Source organism: Nocardia sp. NPDC056000, assembly GCF_042269265.1.
In the GTDB taxonomy this organism is placed as follows: Bacteria; Actinomycetota; Actinomycetes; order Mycobacteriales; family Mycobacteriaceae; genus Nocardia.
In genome coordinates this window covers 415620-440128 of the sequence record NZ_JBHJXS010000009.1, presented here as the reverse complement: position 1 = coordinate 440128, position 24509 = coordinate 415620, and the positions used below count along the sequence as shown (strand labels likewise).

26 protein-coding genes and 1 pseudogene are annotated in these 24509 nt (G+C 64.9%); 13 read left to right on the top strand and 14 right to left on the bottom strand.

Annotated elements, in window-relative coordinates; all coding sequences use genetic code 11:
- Positions 1-5: 5 nt before the first annotated feature.
- Complete coding sequence (locus ACFC4D_RS27350) at positions 6-611, bottom strand: helix-turn-helix domain-containing protein (RefSeq protein ID WP_376067777.1); 606 nt, start codon at positions 609-611, stop codon at positions 6-8.
- Between the two features lie 111 nt (positions 612-722).
- Between ACFC4D_RS27350 and ACFC4D_RS27345 the strand changes: the two genes are divergently transcribed.
- The 3 genes from ACFC4D_RS27345 to ACFC4D_RS27335 all read left to right on the top strand — a co-directional run bounded on the left by ACFC4D_RS27345 (position 723) and on the right by ACFC4D_RS27335 (position 3913).
- Positions 723-1541 (top strand): MBL fold metallo-hydrolase, encoded by an 819-nt coding sequence (locus ACFC4D_RS27345; RefSeq protein ID WP_376067775.1) that lies wholly within the window; start codon positions 723-725, stop codon positions 1539-1541.
- Positions 1542-2158: 617 nt separating this feature from the next.
- The gene (locus tag ACFC4D_RS27340) at positions 2159-2479 is read left to right on the top strand and encodes an NIPSNAP family protein (protein WP_364647468.1); all 321 of its coding nucleotides are present in this window, start codon (positions 2159-2161) and stop codon (positions 2477-2479) included.
- A gap of 120 nt (positions 2480-2599) precedes the next feature.
- Positions 2600-3913, top strand: coding sequence for a lipase family alpha/beta hydrolase (locus tag ACFC4D_RS27335; RefSeq protein ID WP_376067773.1), 1314 nt, complete (start codon positions 2600-2602; stop codon positions 3911-3913).
- Here ACFC4D_RS27335 and mug read toward each other — a convergent pair.
- From mug to ACFC4D_RS27315, 4 genes and pseudogenes are all read right to left on the bottom strand, one after another.
- Complete coding sequence (gene mug, locus ACFC4D_RS27330; protein ID WP_376067772.1) at positions 3850-4413, bottom strand: G/U mismatch-specific DNA glycosylase; 564 nt, start codon at positions 4411-4413, stop codon at positions 3850-3852. The genes ACFC4D_RS27335 and mug overlap by 64 nt on opposite strands.
- A gap of 76 nt (positions 4414-4489) precedes the next feature.
- Positions 4490-5245, bottom strand: a pseudogene (locus ACFC4D_RS27325) (SGNH/GDSL hydrolase family protein); the annotation flags it as partial.
- 456 nt (positions 5246-5701) lie between these two features.
- Positions 5702-5890 carry a hypothetical protein gene (locus ACFC4D_RS27320; RefSeq protein WP_375960379.1) on the bottom strand — a complete coding sequence of 63 codons (189 nt, stop codon included), beginning with the start codon at positions 5888-5890 and terminating at the stop codon, positions 5702-5704.
- An 87-nt stretch (positions 5891-5977) separates the two neighbouring features.
- Positions 5978-6400, bottom strand: a complete 423-nt coding sequence (locus tag ACFC4D_RS27315) for a hypothetical protein (protein ID WP_376067770.1) — start codon at positions 6398-6400, stop codon at positions 5978-5980.
- Positions 6401-6553: 153 nt separating this feature from the next.
- Here ACFC4D_RS27315 and ACFC4D_RS27310 point away from each other — a divergent pair, with 153 nt between their 5' ends.
- Both ACFC4D_RS27310 and ACFC4D_RS27305 read left to right on the top strand, forming a co-directional pair.
- Positions 6554-7099, top strand: a complete 546-nt coding sequence (locus tag ACFC4D_RS27310; RefSeq protein ID WP_376067769.1) for a GNAT family N-acetyltransferase — start codon at positions 6554-6556, stop codon at positions 7097-7099.
- 294 nt (positions 7100-7393) lie between these two features.
- A complete protein-coding gene (locus ACFC4D_RS27305) occupies positions 7394-8581 on the top strand; it encodes a Cmx/CmrA family chloramphenicol efflux MFS transporter (protein ID WP_376067767.1) in 1188 nt (395 codons plus the stop codon).
- On the opposite strand, the gene ACFC4D_RS27300 is transcribed toward ACFC4D_RS27305, so the two are convergent.
- The 3 genes from ACFC4D_RS27300 to ACFC4D_RS27290 form a co-directional block, all read right to left on the bottom strand.
- Positions 8574-9335 carry an alpha/beta fold hydrolase gene (locus ACFC4D_RS27300; protein ID WP_376067766.1) on the bottom strand — a complete coding sequence of 254 codons (762 nt, stop codon included), beginning with the start codon at positions 9333-9335 and terminating at the stop codon, positions 8574-8576. The genes ACFC4D_RS27305 and ACFC4D_RS27300 overlap by 8 nt on opposite strands.
- 219 nt (positions 9336-9554) lie before the next feature.
- Positions 9555-10316, bottom strand: coding sequence for a class I SAM-dependent methyltransferase (locus ACFC4D_RS27295; RefSeq protein WP_376067764.1), 762 nt, complete (start codon positions 10314-10316; stop codon positions 9555-9557).
- A gap of 49 nt (positions 10317-10365) precedes the next feature.
- Positions 10366-11112: a hypothetical protein gene (locus tag ACFC4D_RS27290; protein ID WP_376067763.1), complete on the bottom strand. Its 747-nt coding sequence runs from the start codon at positions 11110-11112 to the stop codon at positions 10366-10368.
- A gap of 167 nt (positions 11113-11279) precedes the next feature.
- On the opposite strand from ACFC4D_RS27290, the gene ACFC4D_RS27285 reads away from it, so the two are divergent.
- The gene (locus ACFC4D_RS27285; RefSeq protein ID WP_376067761.1) at positions 11280-11924 is read left to right on the top strand and encodes a DUF3558 family protein; all 645 of its coding nucleotides are present in this window, start codon (positions 11280-11282) and stop codon (positions 11922-11924) included.
- A 10-nt stretch (positions 11925-11934) separates the two neighbouring features.
- On the opposite strand, the gene ACFC4D_RS27280 is transcribed toward ACFC4D_RS27285, so the two are convergent.
- The 3 genes from ACFC4D_RS27280 to ACFC4D_RS27270 all read right to left on the bottom strand — a co-directional run bounded on the left by ACFC4D_RS27280 (position 11935) and on the right by ACFC4D_RS27270 (position 16129).
- Positions 11935-12378 (bottom strand): VOC family protein, encoded by a 444-nt coding sequence (locus ACFC4D_RS27280; RefSeq protein WP_376067760.1) that lies wholly within the window; start codon positions 12376-12378, stop codon positions 11935-11937.
- Positions 12379-12404: 26 nt separating this feature from the next.
- Positions 12405-14642, bottom strand: coding sequence for a hypothetical protein (locus ACFC4D_RS27275; protein WP_376067758.1), 2238 nt, complete (start codon positions 14640-14642; stop codon positions 12405-12407).
- Positions 14643-14809: 167 nt separating this feature from the next.
- Positions 14810-16129, bottom strand: a complete 1320-nt coding sequence (locus ACFC4D_RS27270) for an amidase family protein (protein WP_376067756.1) — start codon at positions 16127-16129, stop codon at positions 14810-14812.
- Positions 16130-16248: 119 nt separating this feature from the next.
- On the opposite strand from ACFC4D_RS27270, the gene ACFC4D_RS27265 reads away from it, so the two are divergent.
- The 5 genes from ACFC4D_RS27265 (at position 16249) to ACFC4D_RS27245 (ending at position 20655) form a co-directional block, all read left to right on the top strand.
- Positions 16249-16878: a DUF1989 domain-containing protein gene (locus ACFC4D_RS27265; RefSeq protein ID WP_376067754.1), complete on the top strand. Its 630-nt coding sequence runs from the start codon at positions 16249-16251 to the stop codon at positions 16876-16878.
- Positions 16875-17996: an NADH:flavin oxidoreductase gene (locus ACFC4D_RS27260; protein WP_376067752.1), complete on the top strand. Its 1122-nt coding sequence runs from the start codon at positions 16875-16877 to the stop codon at positions 17994-17996. The genes ACFC4D_RS27265 and ACFC4D_RS27260 overlap by 4 nt, the downstream gene beginning before the upstream one ends.
- Entirely contained in the window at positions 17993-18862 is an 870-nt protein-coding gene (locus ACFC4D_RS27255; protein ID WP_376067751.1) for a polysaccharide deacetylase, read from the top strand. The genes ACFC4D_RS27260 and ACFC4D_RS27255 overlap by 4 nt, the downstream gene beginning before the upstream one ends.
- Before the next feature lie 87 nt (positions 18863-18949).
- On the top strand, positions 18950-19987 hold the full coding sequence (locus ACFC4D_RS27250) for a hypothetical protein (protein WP_376067749.1): 1038 nt from the start codon (positions 18950-18952) through the stop codon (positions 19985-19987).
- Between the two features lie 8 nt (positions 19988-19995).
- A complete protein-coding gene (locus ACFC4D_RS27245) occupies positions 19996-20655 on the top strand; it encodes a hypothetical protein (RefSeq protein ID WP_376067747.1) in 660 nt (219 codons plus the stop codon).
- 26 nt (positions 20656-20681) lie between these two features.
- On the opposite strand, the gene ACFC4D_RS27240 is transcribed toward ACFC4D_RS27245, so the two are convergent.
- Together ACFC4D_RS27240 and ACFC4D_RS27235 are read right to left on the bottom strand one after the other, a co-directional pair.
- A complete protein-coding gene (locus tag ACFC4D_RS27240) occupies positions 20682-21449 on the bottom strand; it encodes a hypothetical protein (protein ID WP_376067746.1) in 768 nt (255 codons plus the stop codon).
- Positions 21433-22785, bottom strand: a complete 1353-nt coding sequence (locus tag ACFC4D_RS27235; protein WP_376067744.1) for a hypothetical protein — start codon at positions 22783-22785, stop codon at positions 21433-21435. Before ACFC4D_RS27235 ends, ACFC4D_RS27240 begins: the two co-directional genes overlap by 17 nt.
- Between ACFC4D_RS27235 and ACFC4D_RS27230 the strand changes: the two genes are divergently transcribed.
- A complete protein-coding gene (locus tag ACFC4D_RS27230; RefSeq protein WP_376067743.1) occupies positions 22780-23301 on the top strand; it encodes an isochorismatase family protein in 522 nt (173 codons plus the stop codon). The genes ACFC4D_RS27235 and ACFC4D_RS27230 overlap by 6 nt on opposite strands.
- Before the next feature lie 17 nt (positions 23302-23318).
- On the opposite strand, the gene ACFC4D_RS27225 is transcribed toward ACFC4D_RS27230, so the two are convergent.
- Positions 23319-24080 carry a trypsin-like serine peptidase gene (locus ACFC4D_RS27225; protein ID WP_376067741.1) on the bottom strand — a complete coding sequence of 254 codons (762 nt, stop codon included), beginning with the start codon at positions 24078-24080 and terminating at the stop codon, positions 23319-23321.
- Positions 24081-24259: 179 nt separating this feature from the next.
- Between ACFC4D_RS27225 and ACFC4D_RS27220 the strand changes: the two genes are divergently transcribed.
- Entirely contained in the window at positions 24260-24508 is a 249-nt protein-coding gene (locus ACFC4D_RS27220; RefSeq protein ID WP_376067739.1) for a hypothetical protein, read from the top strand.
- Position 24509 lies beyond the last annotated feature (1 nt).

The window sequence follows — 24509 nt, the reverse complement described above, 5'->3', positions numbered from 1 at the left end:
CAAAGTCAGGACCTGCGGGAGATGAACATGATGTATCGGCAGGGCGCGCCGGTGTGGTTGGCGAAGCCGTGGGCGGTGTCTGCCTGAAGGAACAGAGAGTCACCGGCATTCAGGGTTTCGGTGATTCCGCCGATCAAGACCGTGAGGGTGCCGTCGAGCACCATGAGCTGCTTTTCCGTACCCGTCGGATTCGCGGGCAGCAGTCCGGTGGAGATCTGTGCGGGGAGGTAGTGGACGATCATCTCGGCTCCGGCCGCACCGGGAGCCGCCGAGACCATATGCCGCTCGAAACCTGTTTCCGGATCACGGAATACGGCACGTTCGTTCTCGCGCATGACGACCGCTACCCCGGGTGCTGCGGCCGGACCGCCGATCAGGTCCGAGAGTGACGCGTCGAGCGCTTGGGCGATCTTCGACGCGACGCCGATCGTCGGACTCTTCTCTCCGCGTTCGACTTTGGACAGCATCGCCCTGCTGACCGATGACCGAATGGACAGCTGTTCCAGGGTCAGGCCCGCCGCCTCACGGCGGCGCCGCACATTGCCGCCGAACACGTCGGCCCGCTCGTCATCGTGCGGGGGTTCGGCCGCGTTGTCGTCTCGCTCGGTCACCGTGCTCCTCGATCGATGGGTGCGTTCGCCTCCCACAGTGTAGATTTCTTCTAAAGAAGATACAGTCTTCTATTGAAGACACGCGATATGCGCCAACCTGACGGAGTTTCCATGCGTTTGATCTCGAGTGGCCGGCACCATGCCCGATTCGAATTCGGTGAGCTGCAGGTGATCTCGTTGCGAGACGGGTACATCGATATGCCGCCGACCCGGCTCCGCGACGAGCAAGGACGCACACTCCCCGTATTGCCGGTCGCCGTGCCGCTGGTGGGCGACAACCTGCGGCTTTCGGTCAACGCCTTCTACGTCACCGACGGCACGCGGTCGGTTCTCATCGATACCGGTGCGTCCGACAATTGGCACGACCCCACCATGGGATTGATCTACGCCGCGCTCGACGAAGCGGGCGTCGATAGCGCCCAGATCACCGATGTGGCCATAACCCACAACCACGAAGACCACGTGAGCGGATTGATCACACCGGACGGTTCGGAGGCGTTCGCCAAACTCGAGCGCGTGTGGATCGGCGCGGGCGACGCCGCGGTATTCACCGGCCGCCTCGATCCGTTGCGCGACCGAGTCGTGCCCGTAGCGCATCGGATCGCGATCAACGACTGGACCACCGCCATCCCGACGCCGGGCCACACACCTGGCCACACGGTCTACGAAATCGCGAGCAGCGCAGGCCATCTCCTCATCTGGGGCGACACCGTGCACGTCCCGACGCTCCAGTTCGACCAGCCGGAGGTGTCCTGGGAATTCGACAGCGACCAAGCCAAAGCCCGAGTCGCGCGAGCAGCCCTGCTCGAACGGCTGTCCCTACCAAATCATTTCGTGGCCGGTGCCCATCTCGACTCTCCCGGCATCGCCCGCGTAGCCCCTTCCGGCACAAGCTATACCCTGCAATACCTCGCGCCCCGGATCGAATGATCGAATCACCACCTATATTGCACCGAAGTCACTTTCGACTTCCTCACGCCGTAGGCGAAATTCCATAGCGATAGCGCCGAGTGTGCAGTGGGCGCTCAGTCCTCTCGGGTTGGGCAGCACCCACATCACGGTGTCACCTCCGGTTGAAACGGCTACTGTGCGCAGGACTCTTCATGCTCGGCACCATCGCCATCTCCGGGACGGTGACCGCACCGGCGATCCCGCCCGGCACGATCCATCCTGCTGACCGGTTGGGACGTGAATCAGCGCCCCTCCGGCACAACCGATAACCCGCTCGGATTCCACGTACTGGTGTCCTCGGACGACGGTGGCAACACATTCTCCGGACCCGCCCGCACCCTGACCCAGCGCGGAGATATCACACACGGCGTCATTCGAGGCAACCATCAGCTTCACAATCGAATGGCGGAACGACGGGAAGGTTGGCCTCTATCAAGGCAGCTGGTTCGACAGCAACACGGAAGTCCGCCCAATCTCGCGTCAACCGCGCGTTACGTGAGCGGATAGCTAACGCTGAACCAGCGGGGCGACGGCGACGGCGACTGTGGCCCAAGAACATTCATGCCGCGGATGCGCGAGCGTTGCTATGTTGAGACGTGATCACTTGTGTCGTCGAGTACGTCATAGACGCCGGGAAGATCGATGCCTTCGAATGCTTCGCGAAACGGTGGATGGAATTGGTCGAGCGCCATGGTGGCACACACCACGGCTACTTCCTTCCCGCCGAGGGTGCGAGCGACAAAGCCCTGGCGCTGTTCAGCTTCTCCAGCCTCGCCGCTTACGAGACCTACCGTGCGAATTTCGGCATCGACCCCGACTTCGTCGAAGCCGATCGCATCAGAGATGAAAGCGGCTGTGTGCTTCGTTATGAGCGAACCTTTATGCGCCCGCTGCTCCCCGGAAACACTGGCGGTTGAGCGACCCGCGGCATCAGCCGACCATTGGCACGGCCCGCAGGCATGCGGTCTTCCCGGGGTTAGCAATGTCAGTCCAGTCTTCAACACGCACAATTCAGTGCACACTTGTACACTGAATTGATGGTGGAGTCGATGAGCCAGCGGCGGGCTGAGATCCGGGCGCTCGCACGTCTAGCGGGCGATGAACTGGGCGGTGCGATCGACGGGATCGCGACCACGCACCGCGCCGTCAGCGATCATGTCTTCGCGGCCGTGTCGTGGGGTGTCGGCCCGGCCGCGAAGCCGTTCAAGGTGGTGCACGACGCCATCACCTTCGGGGTATATCGAACGGTCAGTGGTGGCGCGGTCGCGGCCGGATCAGTGGCCGAACTCGCGGCGGAGGTTTCCGCGCTTCCCACACCCTCGCGCACCGTATATGGCTCCGGCCTGATCGCCGCGCTTCAGGGTCTGATCGGCGACAGTCTCGAGCAGGAGCGGCCGATCCTGGCCTCGCCCATGACTTTTCGCGTCGACGGCGAGCCTGTCGGCGCCGATGAAATCGGCGCGGTAGTGGGGAATCCGCGCCCGCGGATCGTGGTTTTCCTCCACGGGCTGGTAGAGACCGAGCATGCATGGCGGCTCGGTGGGAGACCGAGTTACGCCGAGCGACTCGACTCCGATCTCGACCGCACGACCCTCATGGTGCGCTACAACAGCGGCTTGCACATCGCCGACAACGCCCGCCAACTCGACACGCTCCTACACGAACTTGTCGCGAACTGGCCGGTCGAGGTCGAGGAGATCGCCCTGGTCTGTCATTCGATGGGCGGTCTGATCGCACGCGGCGCGTGCCACCGAGCCGACTCGGAACAGCGGGGCTGGGTACGGCGAGTCCGCCAGATCGTCTGCCTGGGTTCACCACATCTGGGCGCGCCGCTGGAACAGATGGCACACCATCTTTCCGCAGCCCTGAACCAGGTGCCCGAGACTCGCCCGTTCGCCCGGCTGCTGCGTCGGCGCAGTGCCGGAATCCGCGATCTGCGGCAGGGCTCGCTGGTGGATGAGGACTGGCAGGACCTCGACGCGGATGCGCTGCGGCTCAAGGCTATTCAAGAGGTTCCGCTGCTGCCCGGCGCCGACCACTACTTCGTCACGGCGTCCATCACCCGCAGTCCACGGCACCCGCTGGGCCGCATCATCGGCGACGGATTGGTGCTACCCAGCAGCGGCTCCGGACGAAACCGTGCCCGCCGCATCGGATTCGACGACGCCAACGGCCTACATTTGCCCGGCGCAAACCATTTCAGCCTGCTCAACCATGAGAGCGTCTACGACGCGCTCCTGAACTGGCTCGATGGCAAGCCGACGTCCGAGACCGCGCCCATCTTCGGTCACTCGGTGCCGACAGTCTCGCGCAGTATGCGGAATTCTGCCGCGAGAGCGTCGAGTGTGTAGTGGGCGTTGAGCCCGCTGGGATTGGGCAGTACCCATATCGCGGTCTCACCGATCCGCTCGTTTTGAGGGCCGACAGTGGTGCGCGGACGACCGAAAGCGGTGCGGTAAGCACCGATTCCGAGCACAGCCAGTACCCGGGGCTGGTACCGCTCGACCCGCTCGACCAGCGCACGCCCGCCGACACGCAATTCATCGGCGGTCAGTTCGTCGGCCTTGGCGGTCGTGCGTGGGGCCACATTCGTGATTCCCAAGCCCAGCCCGAGCAACTCGTGCTGTTCGCTCGGCCGCAACAGCCGTGGCGTGAAGCCGGACCGATGTAGTGCGGGCCAGAACCGATTCCCCGGACGAGCGAAGTGAATTCCGGTGGCTCCGGACCACAGACCCGGATTGATGCCGCAGAACAACACCCGCAAGCCGGGCCCGATCACATCGGGAATCGTCTTGTCCTGCGCCGCGGCCAGATCCGCGGGCGACGGCCGAGCTGACGAACCAGAACCCATTCGCCCAGTCTGCCGGGTGCCCGGCTGAGCACCTGCCCCAGGGGGCGTCGTTCGCGGACTGACTATTCAGCGGGCATCAAAGCCTGGCGAGGATCTCGTGTGCGACAGCCGTGGCGCCCGCGAGATTCGGGTGGACACTGCCCGCGACACCGGCCAAACCTCCCGGTGCGGTCAGCGGATCGAGCAGGCCGTTGACCCACGGAGTGGCTGAGCACGCGGAATGCGCGTCGGCGTCGGGCACAGCGATTGCTGTCGCACCGGTCCGGTGCACCGCACGTTCGGTCGCGCTCACGAGCCCGTCGTAGGTTCGCCGGATGTCGGCGGCCTGCGAGGCGGACATCGTCAGCGCCGAACATGTTGCGCCACTGGGATTAAGCGCGGGCAAGTACTGCACCAGCATTACGGTCGCCTGCGGCGCCCGCTCTTCGATGGCGCGCACCACGGCGACGATGGAGCTCTCGACAGCATCGAAGTCGCCCTGCGTATGCGGCTTCGTACCGGCCGCTGTCTCGCAAAACGCCGGAACGCTCTCGAGCAATCGCGCACATGCACTCGCCTTGATCATCGACCCCGCCAGCCCGAGATCGTTCCCGCCGATGGTGACACTCACGAGCTGTGTGCGTTCGGTGACGGCCTCCACCTGCACGGGTGCGGCCCTACCACCTGCCAGCGACTGCGGCGTACGCAAAATATTCGCCGTGGTCGCACCGGCACAGGTGACATCAACCAACTCCAGCCCCACCGCAGCCGCCACCTGATGCGGATAGTTATGCCCCGACCGCGCACAACCAACATCCACCATGTCAGGCAGCCCCGGCCCCGAGGCATAGGAACTACCGAGCGCGACGTACTGCGCACCCCCGGGAACTCACGCGCACCCGCATATCCGGGGCACCACATCACCACCATGGCGACCGCAGCGCCAGCGGTCAGCATCGTGCGTGAGAGCACGGCAGTCTCCTTCGTCGGTTCACGATGCCACACAGCCGAGCCCGGTGAACAGGACAAACTTGCGCGCGAGCGTCGAACAGTCAGATGCGGAGGCTGATCCTACGGGACGTAGTCAACACCGGTGCCCACGCCGCGCTGCCCCTGCTGGACAGCGAATCCCCACCCTGCCCAGCACACCGACACAACGGTGCGGATATGACAGTTCGGGCAACTCGGAGCGGTGCCGAAGTCATCGGCCTACCGACCATTGCCCAAGGAACGACGCGACCGAAATCTATTGCGGGCCAGTAGACTTCAGCAACCTAACATGCCTCGCCGAGCACGGTGCGGAGCAAAGTCAGCGCTTGCGGGCCCTTGCCTGCCGGGTGAGTTCGGTGATCCGCGTCGGGCGGTGAGAGTCGTTCAGTTCTGCCACCAGTTCGTCGGGGCACAACTCGTACAGGTCACCCCACCACCGGAGGGCCTTGTTGTCCCACACGCGGTAGCCCCCTGGTACGCCGCGCGCGACGTACCGTCGTCGAGCCATGTTCGAATCCTAGTGGTGCGAAACACCTTTGGGAAAGGCTGACCGCACCGGGCTGCGCCTCAGGTTCGCTCGAACCCTCGGGCCTGGCTAGTCGGAGTCGGGGGTCTCGATCTTGACCGGTACCGAGCAGGTGGCGGAGCCGACGGCGAAAGTGACGGTTGACGGTTCCGGGGAGGCGTTCTCGTCGGCCTTCAGTTCGATGTACAGCTCCTGGTTCGATGCGGAGTCGATGGTGACGGCATCGAAGGAGAGGGTGTCGTCTCGGGAGTCGGTGCCCGCCGGGTAGCTGACCCCGGTGTTGTCCGTCAGCTCGCTGCGGCTGAAGGTCAGACCTGATTCGGGGCCGACCCCGACGACGACGCGCGCCGTGCCCGTCCCGGCGTCGCCGATGGGTGTCACACTCACACCCGCACGGACCGATTCCCCGCCCGGCACCACCGTGACCTGGTCCGAGCTGGGGTTGATCGTGAATGGATGGTTGATCTCGCCGGTGAGTCCGCTCGCGCTCATGGTGTGCTCCTGACCTGGTTCATTCGATGAACACCGGTCGAGTACCCGGGGTTGGGTCTCCTATTCAGGGCCATCCTCCGATAGCTCGGACGCCCGGCGCTGAGCACCCAATATTCGGTCGACGAGGTAGCGGTCCGCGCATATGGTCCACCGGTGTCGGTGACAAACGAGTCATATGAACCGTTGACCGCGGGCGTGCGTCTGCGTCCGCCACGGGCGTCGGATGAGCGGATTGTTCGTGCCGCACATCGGGAGATGGCCCGGGATGATGGATTCGACTTCGCCCTGGGCCTCGCGCCCACTATGTCGTGGCCGGAATACCTTGCGACACTGGAGAACCGGCGACGGGGCATCAACCTGCCTGCCGGCATCGTTCCCGAGACGTTCCTCCTGGCCACCGCCGGGGACGAGGTCATCGGGCGGGCATCGATTCGCCACACCCTCAATGACTATCTACGCAGGCGCGGTGGGCACATCGGCTATGCGGTGCTGAGGCAGTATCGGCGCTGCGGTTACGGCACACAGATCCTGCGGCGCTCGATACCCATTGCGCGACAGGTCGGTATCGGCGACATCCTCATCACCTGCGACGACACCAACACCGGGTCGCAACGCATAATCGAATCGTGCGGAGGTCGGCTGGAATCGACTCCGACCTGGAGCGACGGGACCGTCATTCGCCGGTACTGGATCAGTTGACTTCGTGTGGCGGGGCGGTCGCGAGCAGCGCTCGGTAAACCGTTTCGATCGTGTGCGGGTGGGTTGTTATGGTGGCGGGGTGAATTCTCCGGAGGCATCCAGAAGGTAGCCGCTCGGCCTTTGGGCTGGGCGGCGTTGTGAGAGTGTTCCCACCCGGTCGGTGATCGACTGTGCCGGTGGGTGTCTCGCGATGCCGGATGCCGTTCTCGCGGTTGGGTGATCGTTCACCTGGTCCGCGCTCATCTGAAGTGCCGCGAAAAATGTTGCGGTGCTCTGTGTCCGGGGAGTTCTTCTATGCCCATTGTGGTATTCGTTTTGGCTGCTGCGGTTTTCGCGCAGGGTACGTCCGAGTTCATGGTGTCGGGGTTGTTGGAGTTGATCGCGGCGGATGTGGGGGTATCGATCGGGGCGGCCGGGTTGCTGACTTCGCTGTTCGCGGGCGGCATGGTCGTGGGTGCGCCGGTGATGGCGATGGTTACGGGGAGGCTGTCCGTAAGGTATTCGGTTACAGCGTTTTTGGGGCTGTTCTGTCTCGCGCATGTGGTTGGTGCGGTGACGGACGAGTTCGCGGTGCTGTTGGTGACCAGGGTGGTTGCGGCGGTCGCCAATGCCGGATTCTTGGCGGTCGTGCTGGCGGCGTTGCCGGGGCTGGTGGGGTCGGCGATAGTGGGGCGGGCGACCTCGGTGGTGGTGTCCGGGGTGACGGTCGCGTGCATCGCCGGTGTGCCCGCGGGGGCGCTGCTGGGGCAGGTTTGGGGTTGGCGGTCGGCGTTCTGGGCGGTTGCCATATTGAGTGCGGCGGCGCTGGCTCCGGTGTGGATGATGCTTCGTCATGTTGTGCACCAAGATGATTCGCTGGAACAGCCGGTGCGGCGCGAATGGTTGGTGCTCGGGCAACGGCCGGTTCTGATTCCTGTCGTGGCAGGGATTCTGGTGAACGCCGCGACCTTCGCCGGATTCACGTATCTGGGCACTATCACGAACGGCATCGCCGGGGGTGATCGGTGGGTTCCGTTGGTACTGGCCTTGTTCGGCGTCGGCTCATTCCTCGGGGTGATGGTCACGGGTCGCTTCGGCGATGGTCATCAGCCTCGGATCATCCGCACCGGAACGATCACGCTCACCGGGGTCTGGATGCTGGCCGCCGTTCTCTCGCACACGCTGGCCGGGGTATCGGTCATGTCGATTGTGCTGGGCGCGTTCGCATTCGGTGTGGGCTCGGCATTGATCGGGACGATTGTGCGGACCGCCGCGCCTGTCGCTCCGCGTATCGCCGGGGCGCTGGCGACCACCGCGTTGAACATCGGTGCCGTCCTGGGGCCGGTCGCCGCTGGTCCGCTCGTCGACCGGAACGGTCATCCGACCACGGCCCTGTGGTGCGGGGCGGTATTCACCGCCGTCGCGGCGGGTGTCGCGCTGCTGGGTCATCAGCGGCGTGACTCCCGCCCGGTCGAACGGGCGCGTGCCGACCGATCTATCTAGTGCTGCTCGTGCGAGCGGGGTCGTGGCTGTCGGTGAAGCTCAGCAACCGCGGGATGATCTCCTCCGGGTTCGCCCACAGCAGGTCATGCCCGATTCCGGGGCAGATCTCAACCTCCGCTCGCGGGAGGCCGGTGCGGGCGCGTGGGACCGCGACCTCCAGATCGTTGACGACGGTCTCGGCCCCGAACAGCACCAGGGTCGGGACCGTGATCGCCGCCAACTGGGCGTCGGTGAACTGGCGGTCCCACGGGGTTCCCATGCGGTACTTCATGATTGCCATGGCGGCTGCGAATTCCTCCTCGGAGGGCTCGTAGCCGGGCATCAGCCATTTGTTGAGTTTGCGCATGCGTTCCGGTGTCGGGCGCATGCCCATCACGATGAACTTGAGCAGCAGGCTCCAGCGCGGTTTGGCGAAGGTCGCCGCGCTGGGCTCGAGCATGGTCAGGGTGGCCAGGCGCTCGCAGCGGTAGGCCGCGATCGTTCCGGCTACCCACGCGCCCAAGGAATTTCCGACCAGGTGCACGCGCTCCTCGCCTAGTCCGTCGAGCACCTCCCCCATCCAGGTCGCGATATCTTCCGCCGTGCGCAGTGGCGCGGTCTGCTCCCACCGCCCCGCCCAGCCGATGACATCCGGGGTGTACACGACGTGGTCCCGTGCCAGGTCGGCGATGAACCGCGACCACACCAGACCGTTGCCGCCGATACCCGGCAGCAGCATTATCGGCACGCCGTCCCCGGTGCCGGATTTGCGCACGCGCGTCTTGCCGAACGATGTTTAGACGTCGATCGCTGTCGAGTCCACCGGCCATTTCGCTTCGACGCGCTCATAGAGGCCCAGGAAGGTCGCCTTGGCTTCCTCGCTGGTGAATCGCCCGATCTTCGGCATCGTCTCTCCCCTTCCTCCGCTTTACGGTACGACCGTATCACGTTAAATGGTATGCGTGTACCACTTAAGGGAAGTGGGTACCTACCGTCACGGGCGGAGCACACATTCGAGCAGCAGGAACAGTGGACGCGTGAAATGCTCGTTCCACCAAGGGTTTTCCTCGCGTTGCGCCGGACTCGGATGCGGCTCCCGCAGTCCGGTCACCACGAAACCGGCACCGATGACCATGGCGATGTAATCCTCGAGCGAGTGGAACTGTTGTACCGACGCCGCCGGCGAACGGCGGTCCGCGACCTGAAAATGCTGTTCGACGGTGCGGACGCCGAAGTACTCGTCAATGTCGAACGCACCCGCGTTCGCGGCGGAGCGCTCGGAACGCGCGGCGTAGAAGCACGGGTGCATACTCAGCAGGATCAGCCGCCCCGTCGCGGTCAGCACTCGGGCGAATTCGTGAAACCGCCGCTGTGGGAACGCGATTCCGTGTGGAAGCCGGTTCGCCACGACCAGATCGACACTGTCGTCGGGCAGGGGAAGTGCTGCCACATCGGCGTGATGGAAGGTTGCCGATTCCTCCTGATGCTCGGGATGATCCCTTGCGGCAGTGATGAATTCGGCGCAGGTGTCCACCCCGTGCACATGCCGCGCACCGCGCGCCGTCAACGCCCGCGCCAATTGCCCTTCCCCACACCCGGCATCGAGAATCCGCTGCCCGCTCGGATCACCGATCACCTCGAGCAGGGCGGGATCGGTGAGCTGGGTTTGGAAAGGGTCGAGCCCATCGCGGACGATACCGATCCAAAAGTCCGCGTTCCGCGCGTACGCTCGCGAAACCTGTTCATCGCCGAGCACGATTCCACTCCCGTCATGGGTCCGCACCGGGGAGCGCGGAGGTCACGGCCTATTCGTAGTCATCCCAGTCGATCAGCCGTTCATACGCGGCCAAGCCGGTCAAGGCAACCGGATCGTCCCGGTAGTCCTTTTTGGCTTGATCCAGGAATTCCCTGACCTCCTCGAAATGCTGGCTGCCATAGTCCCCGGGATACCTTTGCGCGGGCTCGGACGGTGGAGCCCAGCGCAGCCCGTGCGCGACGACGAAATCATTGATCGCGGTGAGCTGATGCAGGGGCACAGCCAATTCCGTCAGCCGGTCCGCATAGATTTCAGCGGCCGCCGAAGCCTGACCGAACACTCCGTGAAACCGTTGCTCCGGCGACTGATCCGACGTCGGTGCGCCATCGACAATGGCATCCCACACGGGCTGAGCTAGCAACGCGAAGGCAATGACATCACCATCCAAAACCGTTGACGCGGCATAGAAGTCGTCCACAAAGCTCAGATGCGTGCGCTCGATGAGCTGCAACAACCCCTCGATATCGACCTCCGCGCCGAACTCCTCGCCATCGTTGACCTGATTCTCGGCGAAGAACCTGCCCGCACGATGCCGCTCGACGAAATACCGCACGATCAGCTCGGTATTGAGATCCTCCTCCACCCCGTCGATCCCACCGAGCCGGTCATAGGTGCCCGCGATCCCCAGCGCAATCGGCCGGTACTCCGCCCCTTGCCGCCGCAACACCACCGCCGTGGCGTCGACCGGCCCCAAGCTGACACCGGTAACCATGCAATTGCAGTCGTAAAACCCCACTGTGCCCAAACCTTTTCCGTGTGACGCCGACCCTGGCCGGTTCACGCCAGCTCACCGACAGCTGCCCACTGTACCGACCAGCGATTTCGTTAGGTTGCGTAACGGGATGGTGGCTACAGCGATGGACTGCTTGGGAAACACGCAGCAGTGGAAGGGGTTTCGGAGTTATGGGTGCAGCGATGTCAAAGGGGATCTTGGTCTCCGTACTGGGCGCGGCGCTCGCGCTTGCCGGATGCAGTACGAGTTCCACCGATACGGGAACGAGTTCAGGTAATGGTGGCGGCGTGGTGACATCCTCTGCCACAACCACTTCTGCGGCAGGGACGGAGACCGGGGGCGGAGTGCCCACGGCGCCATCAGAATCCGCCAAGGCCACGCCCGTGACGACCACGGCGAAGGCGGAAACGCCTGCCGTGATGTGGAATCCGTGTGGGATCGCCGATGCCGATATCGCGCGGCTTGGGTTCCGGGCGGACAGCAAGCAGGTGGTCGAAGGGTCCGCCGGTGAACCGAGTTGCCGCTGGCAGTCGACTTCGGGCAAGTCGGAGGTGACCATCGTGTCCAGTCGGCAGACATTGCAGGACCTGCAGAACTCCGGGCGCTACACGGGTTTCACTCCGGTGCGGGCGGCCGGTCACGATGCCTACCAGTACCGCGCGGCACAGGACACGAATAAGACCGGGTGCTACGTCAGTTTCGCGGTAGCGAGTGGTCAGGCCATGTTCGTGACGCGGAACCTGAAGTCGGATGCGACCGAGCCGTGCGCGGCGACGGTGCAGGTCGTGGACGGGCTGACCGGGTATCTGAACTGAGCCCGGCGGTTCAGTTTCCGAGGCGCTGCGCCAGCGAGACGATAATGCCTTCGGGGCCGCGCACGTAGGCCATGCGCCAGCTGCCTTCGAATTCGCCGATGCCGCCGACCAGGGAGTAGCCGTCCGCGGTGACATGTTCCACCGCGGCCTGCAAATCCTTGACCTCGAAGGCGACGTTGCGCAGGCCCAGTTCGTTGGCGGGGGCCGAGGCGGAGCCCGGAAGGTGTTGCGGGCGTGTGAAACTGGACAGCTCCAGGGTTGTTCCACCGCCGGGCGCTCGCAACATGACGATCTCGGTGGCGGCGCCGGTGGTGCCGATCACGGTATCCAGGAACTCACCTTCGACGGCCATTTTGCCGTCCGCCTCGAGGCCGAGGCCGACGAAGAACGCCGTCACAGCATCGATGTCGGCGACGGTGATGCCGATGTGGTCGAAGCGCTGAATGAAGCTCATCAGCAGACGGTAGCACTTTGAGTTCCCTAAGGGAACTGTAAACTGGGCCGGGCTACGTCGTGCACGGCCGCCTCGGTTGCCGGGAGGTTGGGTGAGCGGCGTCTCGGGCGCAGGTGAGCCCAATGCAGCAGACCCACCCCGGCGACACCGGCCGTCGCGGTGGACAAGCCGATCTGCCACCCCGGGGGCATCCAACTCAATGTCAGATCGGCTCGATCGGTGCCCGCGGGAATGTCGACCGCCAGGAAGGTGCCCGCGATGGCGGTGTGCGCGATCTGTTTGCCGTTCAGCGTCACTCGATGTCCGGGCCAAGCCAGGCGGGAGGAGACGACGCGGCCGCCGGTGGATGAGCTGACCCGGGTATGCGAGGTGACGCCGTCGACCGCGGCCGCGCCGATGGTCACATTCTCGGTATGGGCGATATCGCCGTTGGTCGCGGAGATCGGGCCGTTCTCGCGTTCGAGAACCGCGATGAATTGTTCGTGGCCCGGATACGGTACCCATTTCCAGCCCGGCACCGGACTGTCCTGGCCCGCGTTCGGATACTGGGCGCGGTGCAGGACAACGCGATCGACCTTCATCAGATCGACAATGCGTGCGCCCGTGGATGATTCGATATCGAAGGCGCGGCGCGCGGCATCGGGGCAGGTGCTGCCGTCCCATGCCATGCACAGCAGTGCGCTGAAGGCGGCGTGCCCGACCGGGGTGTAGGCGTTCACATAGCGCGGGCCGACCGCCTTGGCGTAGCTGCCGATCGACAGGGAACCGTAGGCACGATCCAGACTCCGGTCCGCAGGTGCGATGAGGGCGCGGTCCGCGAGTTGCAGTGTGAGTCCCGGGAATTCGGGGAATGCCGCAGCCATGTCCGAGCGCTTGGCTGGGAAGTTGTAGGACATCGGAGTGGTCGGCGCGGCTTCCACCTGCGCGAAGGCTATCGGGAACATCGCAAGAATGGTCAGTGCGCAGGCCACCGCGGTCCCCTTGGTCTTGGCCGTCCACACCACGGCCGCGCCGAGCGCGGTCACCGTCGCGACCGCGAGCAGATGCCGAAGCCACAAATCCGGTGCGGCGGACAGGGATCGGACGAACAACAGGCTGATCAGCACGGCCGCCGCGATTCCCCGGCGCCGAACGGACGCGAAAACGCCATGGCGACTGAGCAATACGCACACCAGCACCAGCAGTCCGGCCGCCACCAGCGGCAAGACCCGGGCGGGCCAGCGCAGCGGGCCGATCGCGCCGGGACCGGCCGTCCACATCAGCATGCCGCCCGCGAACAGCGCGATTCCGCTGTATGCACGCGCGTTCGGCCACACCTGCCGCCAATCGATGAACGCCAGCGCGGGGATCAGGAACCATGCGATGTACACCATCGGCAGCGGTTGCACGAAGCCCCACCACCCCTCGAAAGCCGGTGTGGTGCTGGGCAAACTGGCGTTCAGCGACTCCGACCACGGCACCGTCAGCAGTGATTCGTTGCGAATCCGCGCATCCCCGCGCCAGGTCACCTGCGAGGACAGCAGCAGTGGCAGGTTCGCGATCAGTCCGGCCAGCCCCGCACACGCCGCCGCCATCGCCAGCCGTCCCGGCCCAGCCCAATTGCGTTGGTAAATCAGCTCACCTGCCACCACCGCCAGAATCATCAGTGCCGCTTCGACTCCCGGAAAGACGTACTGAATCGTCAAGGTCAGCCAGAGGAAGACGAACACCGGAATCGGCCCGCTCCGGCCGCGCGCGTACAACACCGCCGACGCCCAGGCGTGCAGCAGCCAGGTCGTGCCCGTCTGCGAGGTGAACCAGCTGGCCTGATCGAAGAACAGGAACCACCCACTCAGCGGAAACGCGATGCCCGCGACCGCACCCCACCTCGGTGCGGCACCGTATGCGAGACAGACTCGATAGACGCCCAGCCCGGCGATGATCGAGAACACCAGTTTCACCGCGGTGGCGTACACCGCGAGGTTGTCCACCGACGGCGCTATCAGATACACCAGCAACTGCGGCGGATTGAACAGCGCCGCCTCTTCCAGGGAGTAGTTCCCCGCCATCCACTCCCAGGGCACCAGTCCCGGAAACCGGCCCGCACGCAATTCATTTCCCAGCAGCACCCACATCGGCGCGTACTGCGCCTCGGTGTCATCGGTGTAGTAGTGCCGCGCATCCGCCAGCAGCACCGCTACATAACCCGCCACCACCCCCAGCGCGGTGACGATTCCCCACACCCGAACATCTCTTCGCGGCTCGATCTCCGCGCCAAACCTCACGAGCCCGGGACGCTAAGGCATTTCGGTGAACGGAACGCGATCCCCCGATGCACACCTGGTCACCACTCAGCTACTCCGGCCGCATTCGAATCGGGTGAAAGGCGGGACGATTCGCCACTTCACATTCGCCTCGAGCACCGCGTCCTGCTTTTCGGCGATCATCAGGGCTAGGTGAGAATCCGCCGTTGCGGACCGATGGCGGCGGCGTGCGCGAGGAGTTCGGCGTCGTGGCCGGAGGGGCGGGAGAGCAACAGGCCGGAGGGAGGGCGGGAGGCGGAGGTCCGGATCGGGAGGGTGATTCCGCACGCGCCCAAATAGCTCAGTGCCATGGTGGTGCGCAGGGTGGAGGCGTTGAGGTTGTCATAGTGGGCCGGGTCGCTCAGCTCGGACAGGCGCGGGGGTGCGTGGCGCACGGTCGGGCACAGCAGGGTCGCACCGTCGAGTTCGGCGGCGAAGTCGGCACGTAATGCGCACATGGCGGCATAGACCGGGGCGAGGGAATCGGCTGTGTGCGCGTTGTTTTCGAGGCGGCGACGGGTCGTGGGCTCGATCGGCAAGGTGGAGTCGAGACGATGGCGATGCAGGCGGTGCGCTTCCGCTCCGACGATGGTGCCGTGGCTGTCCATCAGCTTCTGGGCGGTGTCCAGCGACGGGATAGAGCGGATGCGGATATCTGTTTCGGCGCAACGCATTTCGGCGACGACGGCGTGGAAGTCGGCGGCGATCTCGGGGGTGAGGTCCTCGGTCCATTCTCCGGCCGGGATGACGAATCGGCGGGATCTCGGTGGGTCGTCGTGCTCGCCGGGGGCGAGGATTCGATCCAGGGCGATGATGTCGTCCACGGTGGTGGCGAACAGCCCGATGCTGTCGAGTGTGGCCGATAGCGGGGCGAAGTCGTTGGGGCCGTAGCGGCCCGGGGTGGCGCGGTAACCGATGATGCCGCAGTAGGCGGCGGGGACTCGGACCGATCCGGAGGTGTCGGTGCCGACCGCGAGGGGGACGATGCCGCGCGCTACCGCGGCCGCCGAACCCGACGAGGAGCCACCCGGAACCCGTTCCGGGGCAACGGGATTGATCGGAGTGCCGAAGTACTGATTCACCCCGAGACCGGAGAAGGCGAATTCGCTGAGGTTGGTTTTGCCGAGGGTGATCAGGCCGCTGTCGTGGGCACGGCGGACCAGGTGACTGTCGACGGCCGCCGGAGCGTCGTGCAGGTGACTTGCCGAGCCGGCGGTGGTGACGGTGCCTTGAATGTCGAAGACGTCTTTCCAGGCGATCGGGATTCCGTCGAGATCACCGCGTGCTGCGCCGCGGGCGCGGCGGCGGTCGGCGGCTTCGGCCTGGTAGCGGGCGCGGTCCGCGGTGAGGGTGAGCAGGACCGCGGTCGATTCCGGTTGCCGCGCACGGTCGATGGCCGCGGCTGCCAGCTGAGCCGAGGTTGTGTCACCCGCTGCGAGCGCCCGGGTCATGGATGTGGCGGTGGTCATACAGCGGAACCATACTGAGCATTATTCCCGGCGCGGGATGGTGAAACATCCACCCTCCGAGCCAGACACTGTGTACTCATCCATATCCGAGCAGCCTCGGATTCGGTTGACTGAGTCCCATGACATTGCTGAGCTATCCGGAGCCGGTGACCATACCGGCCGGGCGAGCCCGATCGGTGGTCGTGCGGGCCGGGCAACGCGTGCGGATCACCGATATCGACGGCGGCCAGGTGGGTGATGTGTTCGCCTACAACGCGGACGATCTCACCGAGTACCACAGCGCCTCGCATACCCGTACGCATACGGCGCGGCTGTTTCCCGCACTCGGGGAATCGTTCGTGACCAATCGGCGGCGGCCGATCCTGTCCTATGTCGATGACACCTCCCCCGGTGTGCACGACATGCTGATCGCCGCGTGCGATCCGGAACGCTATGCGGCATACGGGGATCCGGATCACGCCAGCTGTGCGGACAACCTGACGCGGGCGCTCATCGAGCTGGGATACGCGGCGCCGCCGGTCATTCCGCAGCCGATCAATGTCTTCATGCGCATTCCGGTCGCCGCGGACGAGAGCCTGACCTGGCTCGAGGCCGCCACCGCGCCCGGCGACGCCATCACCTTCCGCGCCGAAATGGATTGCCTGGTGGTGGTTTCCGCATGCCCCCAAGACCACAACCCCATCAACGGCGCTCGACCCACACCACTGGCGATGACCCTGCTGCCCACCGATACCGAGGAGAAGCGATGACCACCACCGAACTCACCCACCCCGCACTCGCACCGACCGGCCTGGATACGCTGGACCTGCGCAACCGCTTCGCCGTCGCGCCGATGAGCCGGATCTCCGCGACCCCCGACGGCACGCCCACCGAGCAGATGGCCGAGTACTACCGCGCCTACGCCGCAGGCGGATTCGGGCTGATCATCACCGAGGGGATCTACCCCGACGCCGCCCACAGCCAGGGCTACTTCAACCAGCCCGGCCTGGTCACCGAGGAGCACATCGCCGGTTGGCGCGCGGTGGTCGACGCCGTGCACGCCGAAGGCTCGCCGATCGTCGCCCAGCTCATGCACGCCGGGGCGATCTCCCAGGGCAATGAGCGGGGATTCGAGACGATCGGCCCGTCCGCGGTGGCACCGCGCGGGCAGATGATGGTCGACTACGGCGGTGTCGGCGGTGCGTGGGGCGCACCCCGGGAGATGACCGCCGCGGATATCGAGCAGGTCGTCGCCGGATTCGTCACCGCGGCGCGCAACGCCCGTGCGGCCGGATTCGACGGCGTCGAAATCCATGGTGCCAACGGCTATCTGCTCGATCAGTTCCTCACCGACTACACCAATGAGCGCACCGATGAATACGGCGGTTCGGTCGAGAACCGCATTCGGCTCACCGTGCGGGTGCTGCACGCGATCCGCGAGGAGCTCGGCGACTTCCCCGTCGGAGTGCGGCTGTCGCAGACCAAGGTCAACGATTTCGTCTACCGCTGGCCCGGCGGCGAGGATGACGCGCGCATTATCTTCTCCGCGTTGCGCGATGCGAGCTACCTGCATATCGCCAGCGAGGGTCGCAATTTCCTCGAGACCGCCACACTCGCCAGCGGCACCACCGTGACCAAGCTGGCGCGCGAAGTGTCCGGCCGCCCGGTGATCGCCAATGGCGGAATGCACAATCTGCCGCAGGCCGCCGATGTGCTCAATGGCGGGCACGCGGACGTGCTGTCGCTGGGCACCGGCGCGCTCGCGAATCCGGATCTGCCGCGTCGGGTCGAGGCCGGGTCCGAATTGGCCGCATTCGATCATGAGATGCTGCATCCCATGGCAAACCTGGACTCCACCGCGGCGTGGCGGGAACGCGTCGGCGAATGAGCACACCCACTTGGACCCGTGGCGCGGCCGCGGTGGCGACGCTGACCTTCGACGTGGATGCGGAAACCCCCATCCTCGCCGAGGGCCGGCGCTTCGCCGAACAGCCGATGGTGATGTCGCATCAGTCCTACGGACCCGATGTGGGCGTGCCGCGCATTCTAGACCTGCTCGACGAGATGAGCATCCCCGCAACGTTTTTCGTTCCCGGATGGGTCGCCGAACAGCGGCCCGGCTTGGCCGCCTCGATCGTCGAGCGCGGACATGAGGTCGCGCATCATTCCTACAGCCACCGCGCGCCTACTTCGCTGCCCCCGGGTGCCGAGCGCGCCGATTTCGAACGCGCGATGGATGTGTTCACCGCACAGGGCATCGAAATCACCGGGCATCGTGCCGCCATGTGGAGTGCCAGCCTCGAAACTCATTCCCTGGTAAGGGAATACGGCTTGAGCTACGACTCGTCGCTGATGGGTGATGACCGTCCGTACCAAGTGGAGACCCCGCACGGCCCGGTCGTGGAACTGCCCGTGCACTGGTCCCTCGACGATTGGGAGCAGTACGCCTACCTGCCCGAACCGCGCATCGGCTCGGTCATCGAATCCCCGGTCAAGGTCGAGGAAATGTGGCGCGCCGAACTCGACGGCATGCGTCACTATCGCTGTCTGTTCAACGTGTGCATGCACCCGTTCCTCACCGGCCGCCCGGGGCGAATGCTGGCCCTGCGCAACTTGATCGCATACGCGCAGGAGTGCGGTGATGTCACCTTCGCGCGCTGTCGAGATGTGGCGGAATGGGCGCGTGAGGACGCCGATACGCCGACTCGCCTCCTACCGGCCTACGACATCGACGAGTCCGTCTATCCGCACTAACCGAATCCTGCTGACTCGCAGCGGTTCTGCCCCTGGAATCGGGGTCTATCGGCACACCGCCGCGAGCTGTCAGCGTTCCCTTCGATCATGATCATCGAAGTGAAGGCTTTCAGAATACGCACGGCCGTCATTGTTTTGGCGGCGGTCCTGCTGACGGGATGTGTGGCACAGGGACCCGATCGGGCCGAGCGGGAGAGCTGGTCACGCGTGATCGCGACCGCCATCCGGGGTCTTCCGGGAGTGGCCGACGCGTCACATGGTTTCCAGTACCACACGGTCGGCGGCAACCCGTATTACACCTCCCGGCTCGACGTGGAGCTCGAGGATGAGGCCACACCGGACGAGGCCGCGGCCGTGGTGCGCGCGATGGGTGCTCAGCAGCTTCCGGAGCATTACCAGGGCGATTCGACACTGCTCTATCTCAACCGGGGAGCGGACGTCTATTCCGGTTCGTGGCGATTCGGCAAGCAGGTGGATGTGCAGGAGAATTCGGCGTCAACCTGGGTTCGAGTATCAGCGGCCGGGACCGGCGCGGAGATTCACTGGTCCACCAGCGGCTTCAAACCCACCGGCGACCCGGACGGTCTGACCGAATCCATCAGCGTCCGTGCGGGCTCCGACTCGGAACCGCACCGGGCGACGGCGGCGATGCGGCGAATCATTCGGGAGTTTCCCGAATTGGCGTCCAACGACTGGAAAGTGTCGCCCGTTCATGAGGATCGGACAGTGCCGATGCACTCCGAACTGGGACCGGCTCTGGACCAGTCGGATCGCCGCCCCCGCTTTCCGTCCGATGGCGAACTCGAGCTGTGGGAATGGTTGCTGACCGATAAACCCACCCCGTTCTTCGTCGAGGTGTCGGTATACGATCCGATCGGCGAAGCGGGCCGCACGCTCGAGGTTTCGATATTTCCGCCTGCCGGAAAGCAATTCAGCGCGGCACAGGTCACGCAACTCGCCGATCGGCATCTTCGATACCTGGCCCGGCCCGGTGCCGTCGTCGACTACACGATTCATCTTCGCCAGGCCCTCAACTTCGCGGTCATGGTCGGTGGTTGCCAGAGCGCCGAGGTCGAAGTCGCACCGGAGTCGCAGCCGTATGTCCGTCAGTATGAACGCTGCTAGGGGTATCGATGGAGTCCAATGAGTGGCTGCTCGGGCGTTTCCAGGCCCCGGTCACCCGCAAGCGGACGCTGACGCCCCGGAAAGCACTGGCGACGGTGGCGCTCATGGTGACGGCGGCGGTTGCGCTGGCCGGGTCGATCGTGGCTACCTACTACGCGCTTCCGCTGCTCAACGAATTCAGCGATGGGTGTCAGAAGCTTTCGGACAGGGATGTCGTCCGAGTGCTGGGTGCGGGAACGACGGTCGACCGGTTCGATTACGACGGGCCGGGTTCGTATTCGGCGCTCGGCAAGAGTGTGCTGGCGGATGGGGATCTTTGCACTCGGGATATCAGCGGATGGGGGGACGGCGACCGCGGTGGCAGCCGCATGCTGTTCACCAGAACGTATTCAGCGAACGATGCGGCGGCGGTATTCCGACTCGAGCGGGACAAGGCCCGCGCCCGTGATACCCAGGAGACACAAGCGCTGAGAACCTTCTTCCTGAACGACATCCGGTTCGGCGACGAAGCGTTCTGCACCGTCACCAAGAGCCCCCGCAGCCCCGCTCACGGGGTGGTGGTGCGATTCGGCGACAAGGTGGTGTACGCCGAGGTTCCCAGTGCCAGCACCCGGACGGATGGGGAAAATTGTGAGCGAGCTCGGCGACTTGCGAACGAGCTCCGCTAGGGCGGTGAATTGCGTTGCGGCGCAGATCAAATGGGCGGGATCAGGTCGCTCGCGCTGACGGTGTATGTCAGTGGCGGGTAGGTGAAATCGGTTTCGTTGTTCTCCCGTCGGCGGAGTTGGAAGAACTCGCGTTGCTGATCATCGTCGGCCGGGGTGAGGGGTACGCCCGTTGGGAGGTACGGCTGACCCTCGCGGAAGGCGATGAGGGTTTTCGAGGTTCGGAAGGTCACGCCCAGCCATTGGTTCTCCGCTGCGCGGGCGGGCGCATCCAGCACGATCTTGTGTTTGAGTCGGCGGTTCGTGGCTACCGAGAACACCACGATTCCGTTGTGGGCCAAAGGGATTTCGAACTTCTCAGTGGATCCCTTCGGTTCGACGATCAGTTTCCTCGGCGGGACCGGTTCGGGATTGCGGTAGCAGGAGAAGACGGCGATGAACGAGTCGTCGGCCAGGTCGAGGGCTTGGTCCGAATGGCTACCCATGGTGGCGTAGGCGTTGGTGTAGGTCTCGATGAGAGCGTTGTTGAAAGCGATCGGGAGATCCGCGCGCGCCTGAATCTGTTGTGCCAGAACCTCATGAACCGTCCGGAAGCGTTGTGCCGGTGCGCCGTATCGGGTTGTGGTGCGGACCAGCGGAACACCTTCCGCCGCATCGGGTTTGACGAGCGTGGCCCCTCTGCGGCCTTTTCCCAGTTCCTCCCACTGGACCGACTCGGAGAGTTCTGAGAATAGGTCTTGCTCGGAAGGCAGTGTGTACGAAGCGATCTCGTCGATAAATCTAGGCTCGGGGAGCAACGTAATCCCCCGTATTCATGCTGAAGAGAAATCGGTCGCCGTAGTCGATGAACGATGCGGTGCGATTCTCCTCGGCGTACAGCCTGCGCAACTCGTCCATACCCTCCTCGGTGGGTGGACCGAGCTCGACCAGCTCGCCGTCCCGGTCGAGGAAGGTCCGGCCATCCTTGTGCACGGCTTCGGTATTCGAACAGCGCACCACATACCCCAAGCGGGTCGGCAGCACCTCCGCGTCCAGCATCGAGGGCCGGATTTCATGGGTGTACAGACGATTGGTGGACAGCGGCATGAAGAACACCGACCCGGGGTACAGGGTCACGGTGAACTGCGCGGGCAACCCGTCACTCGCTTCGACCGAATCCTTCAGGCGGAAACGAAGACTCGTCAGCCCGCTGGCATTCTTCAACCCGAAGTCGAACGCGTCATCGGCCATGGGCCGCAAGTTGTCGAGCCCGTCATAGAACGTGCAGAAGGCCATGATGCCGTTGCCGGGCATGTCCTTGGTCTTATCCGCGTGCGCCGAGATCTTGGCCTTGGATTGCTTACGCTCGGCCGTGGCACGGGTGTTGTGATAGATCTGCGCGAGCACGTGATTGAGCGGGGCATGACCGTCAAAGATGTTGGCGGCCTCGCGATTCAGGGCCTCGACGATGCTCGTATCGGTCGCGCGGAAAGTCTCGGTCGGGCCCGAGAGATTCGTCGAGCAGCGGAGTAGCCGGAACCGCAGGTCCGCACCACTGCGGGTGACCGGGGTCAGGTAGATGCCGCTGCGGTGAGCCGTTCCAGGTTTGGTCGACTCCGTCAGAGACTGGAACTCATGCTCAGCTTGGATCCGCCCGAAGTGATCGTCGCCGAGCTCGAAGAAACGGCGGTAGAGAACACCGGCGTTATGAACACGGACCGGGACCTGGCCGAGGTTGATCGGCGTCCACACGTCGCTGTCCTCGCGAAACCCGCGCGACAGCTCCCGGATGACGAATACCCGCCCCGCCGAACGCAATCGGCCGGCATTGATCTCCGAGACATCACCGCACAGATACACGCTCGTGCGCGCGAGATCGTCTGAACCGCGCGCAAACTCCTCGGGCGTGATCGTGGACCCGAAGAAGTCCTCGATCAGCGGCACCTCGGGCGCAACCAAGATATTGCCCGTGTCGTCGATGTGGGCTTCGCCTGTGTGCATACGGTCATCCTCCCCTGGAGCAACTCTGAAAATATCAACAGCATGGTCACCTTCGCCGCTGATATTCAGCCGTACGAGCCGACGCTGTTCGCCGACTTTCGCGGCGGAGTGGGCTGGCAGCTCGAGCGCGATCGATGCGCGGTCCTGGTGCACGATCTGCTCCCGTACTACGTGAACGTGCTTGCCCCGCAGACCGGGACCGTGGTGGTCGAGCGATGTCGAACGATCGTGGATTGGGCTCTCAGCCAGAATGTGCCGGTTATCGCCTCGGCACCGCGCCCCGCCACCGAGACACGGCAGCGCGGTCTGGGCGGACTGCTGTGGGGGCAGGGTCCGGACGCGAGCGAGGCGGCCCGGTCATGTTTGAGCGGGATGGACGAGCCCGGGGTGCCCTGGGTCCGCAAGCGATCCCTCAGCGCGTTCTATGCCACCGACCTCGAGGTGGAGCTGCGTCGGCAGGGCAGGAGCCAGCTTGTCGTCTGCGGTGTTTTCGCATCCCAGGGCATCGTCGCGACAAGCTTCGACGCCTTGGCACGAGATATCGAGCTGTTCGTTGTCTCCGATGCCGTCGCCGACTACAACTCCACCCTGCACGAGCTGGCACTGGCGCAAATCACCCGATCTACCGGACAAGCCATCTCTACCGCTGACTTCGCATCGCCGCGTTGAGCAAGACGCGGCGGGTGTCAGCAGCGGTTCGCGGTGAAACCGACCGGGAGCACGTCGCCTTTCCCGCCTGCGGCGGCGCGGGCGAGCAGGGCTTGGGTGTCGGGGCCGAAGGGTGAGCTGTATTCGACGTCGGGGGTGCAGCCGCCCTGTTCGGGTCCGCCGATTACGCCGACGAGCTGACCGTTCTGGACCCAGGGGCCGCCGCTGGTGCCCTCACCGAATCCGGTGCAGTGCAGCGCGGAACCATCCGCGGTCGTCTCCAAAGGCGCTGTGCAGGTGAGTGGACGGCCACGGCTACCCATCGGGTAGCCGCTGACCGTTACCGGTGTGCCGGACTGCGGGGTGCCGAGCGGCAACCCCGGCACCACATCCTCGATCCGCTTGCCGTCGCGCGGGGCGACCCGCAGAATCGCGAGGTCATGGCGCGGGTCGAAGGATTCCTGCCACGCGGGGTCGATGTACATGCTGGTCACCGTCCAAACCCCCTGCGGGAGTTCGGCATCGTGCAGCAGTGGCGCGAATTCGATGAGGGCACCGGGACCGAGGACGCAGTGCGCGGCGGTCGCCAGCAGATCATGCGACGGCGAAGCGACGACACTGGCCGAGCAGAAATGCGGGGCACCGATACGCGGTCCCACACCCGAGACACTGGGATAGAACAGCGCCCCGGTCGAGGGCACCGTCTCGACCTCATAGGCCGCCGGTGTCTCCGCGTGTGCCGCCTGCGGCACCGCGAAACCGAGCAGAACCCCACACACCAGAGCCGTTATCCGTTGCACCCCAAGCACGGTAGCGAACCGCACGCGAATACGCGGTATTTGACTGCTGCGTCAGCCTCCCGAAACACCGTGGAGGCGAGCAAAACTCCGCACACGCGGCGTTCTGCTCGGTTGCCCCCGATTTCGGGGGCAACGATTCGACAATCTGAAATCAATTCATTTCAGTAGGATTCCCGCGCATGAGAACACCTTTGCGCACCACTTTCGCCGCCCTTGCCGCCGCCGCGGCGTTGACCGCACTGGCCGGTCCCGCCACGGCCGGCTTCGCCGAAACCGGAAGCTCCCCAACCGGAAGCACCGCTACCGGGAGCAGCATCCTCAATGCCGGGTCGGGCACCAACAAGCTGTTCCACGACCTGTGGTGCGCCTTCGGTAACGGGATTCCCGCGAGCGCGAGCGCCTGCGCCACCTCGAACCAAGGGCTTTAGC

Coding starts and splice junctions, on each gene's coding strand:
- ACFC4D_RS27345 (WP_376067775.1), top strand. CDS start 723: ATGCGTTTGATCTCGAGTGGCCGGCACCATGCCCGATTCGAATTCGGT.
- ACFC4D_RS27335 (WP_376067773.1), top strand. CDS start 2,600: ATGGTGGAGTCGATGAGCCAGCGGCGGGCTGAGATCCGGGCGCTCGCA.
- mug (WP_376067772.1), bottom strand. CDS start 4,413: ATGGGTTCTGGTTCGTCAGCTCGGCCGTCGCCCGCGGATCTGGCCGCG.
- ACFC4D_RS27320 (WP_375960379.1), bottom strand. CDS start 5,890: ATGGCTCGACGACGGTACGTCGCGCGCGGCGTACCAGGGGGCTACCGC.
- ACFC4D_RS27315 (WP_376067770.1), bottom strand. CDS start 6,400: ATGAGCGCGAGCGGACTCACCGGCGAGATCAACCATCCATTCACGATC.
- ACFC4D_RS27305 (WP_376067767.1), top strand. CDS start 7,394: ATGCCCATTGTGGTATTCGTTTTGGCTGCTGCGGTTTTCGCGCAGGGT.
- ACFC4D_RS27285 (WP_376067761.1), top strand. CDS start 11,280: ATGGGTGCAGCGATGTCAAAGGGGATCTTGGTCTCCGTACTGGGCGCG.
- ACFC4D_RS27280 (WP_376067760.1), bottom strand. CDS start 12,378: ATGAGCTTCATTCAGCGCTTCGACCACATCGGCATCACCGTCGCCGAC.
- ACFC4D_RS27270 (WP_376067756.1), bottom strand. CDS start 16,129: ATGACCACCGCCACATCCATGACCCGGGCGCTCGCAGCGGGTGACACA.
- ACFC4D_RS27265 (WP_376067754.1), top strand. CDS start 16,249: ATGACATTGCTGAGCTATCCGGAGCCGGTGACCATACCGGCCGGGCGA.
- ACFC4D_RS27260 (WP_376067752.1), top strand. CDS start 16,875: ATGACCACCACCGAACTCACCCACCCCGCACTCGCACCGACCGGCCTG.
- ACFC4D_RS27255 (WP_376067751.1), top strand. CDS start 17,993: ATGAGCACACCCACTTGGACCCGTGGCGCGGCCGCGGTGGCGACGCTG.
- ACFC4D_RS27250 (WP_376067749.1), top strand. CDS start 18,950: ATGATCATCGAAGTGAAGGCTTTCAGAATACGCACGGCCGTCATTGTT.
- ACFC4D_RS27245 (WP_376067747.1), top strand. CDS start 19,996: ATGGAGTCCAATGAGTGGCTGCTCGGGCGTTTCCAGGCCCCGGTCACC.
- ACFC4D_RS27220 (WP_376067739.1), top strand. CDS start 24,260: ATGAGAACACCTTTGCGCACCACTTTCGCCGCCCTTGCCGCCGCCGCG.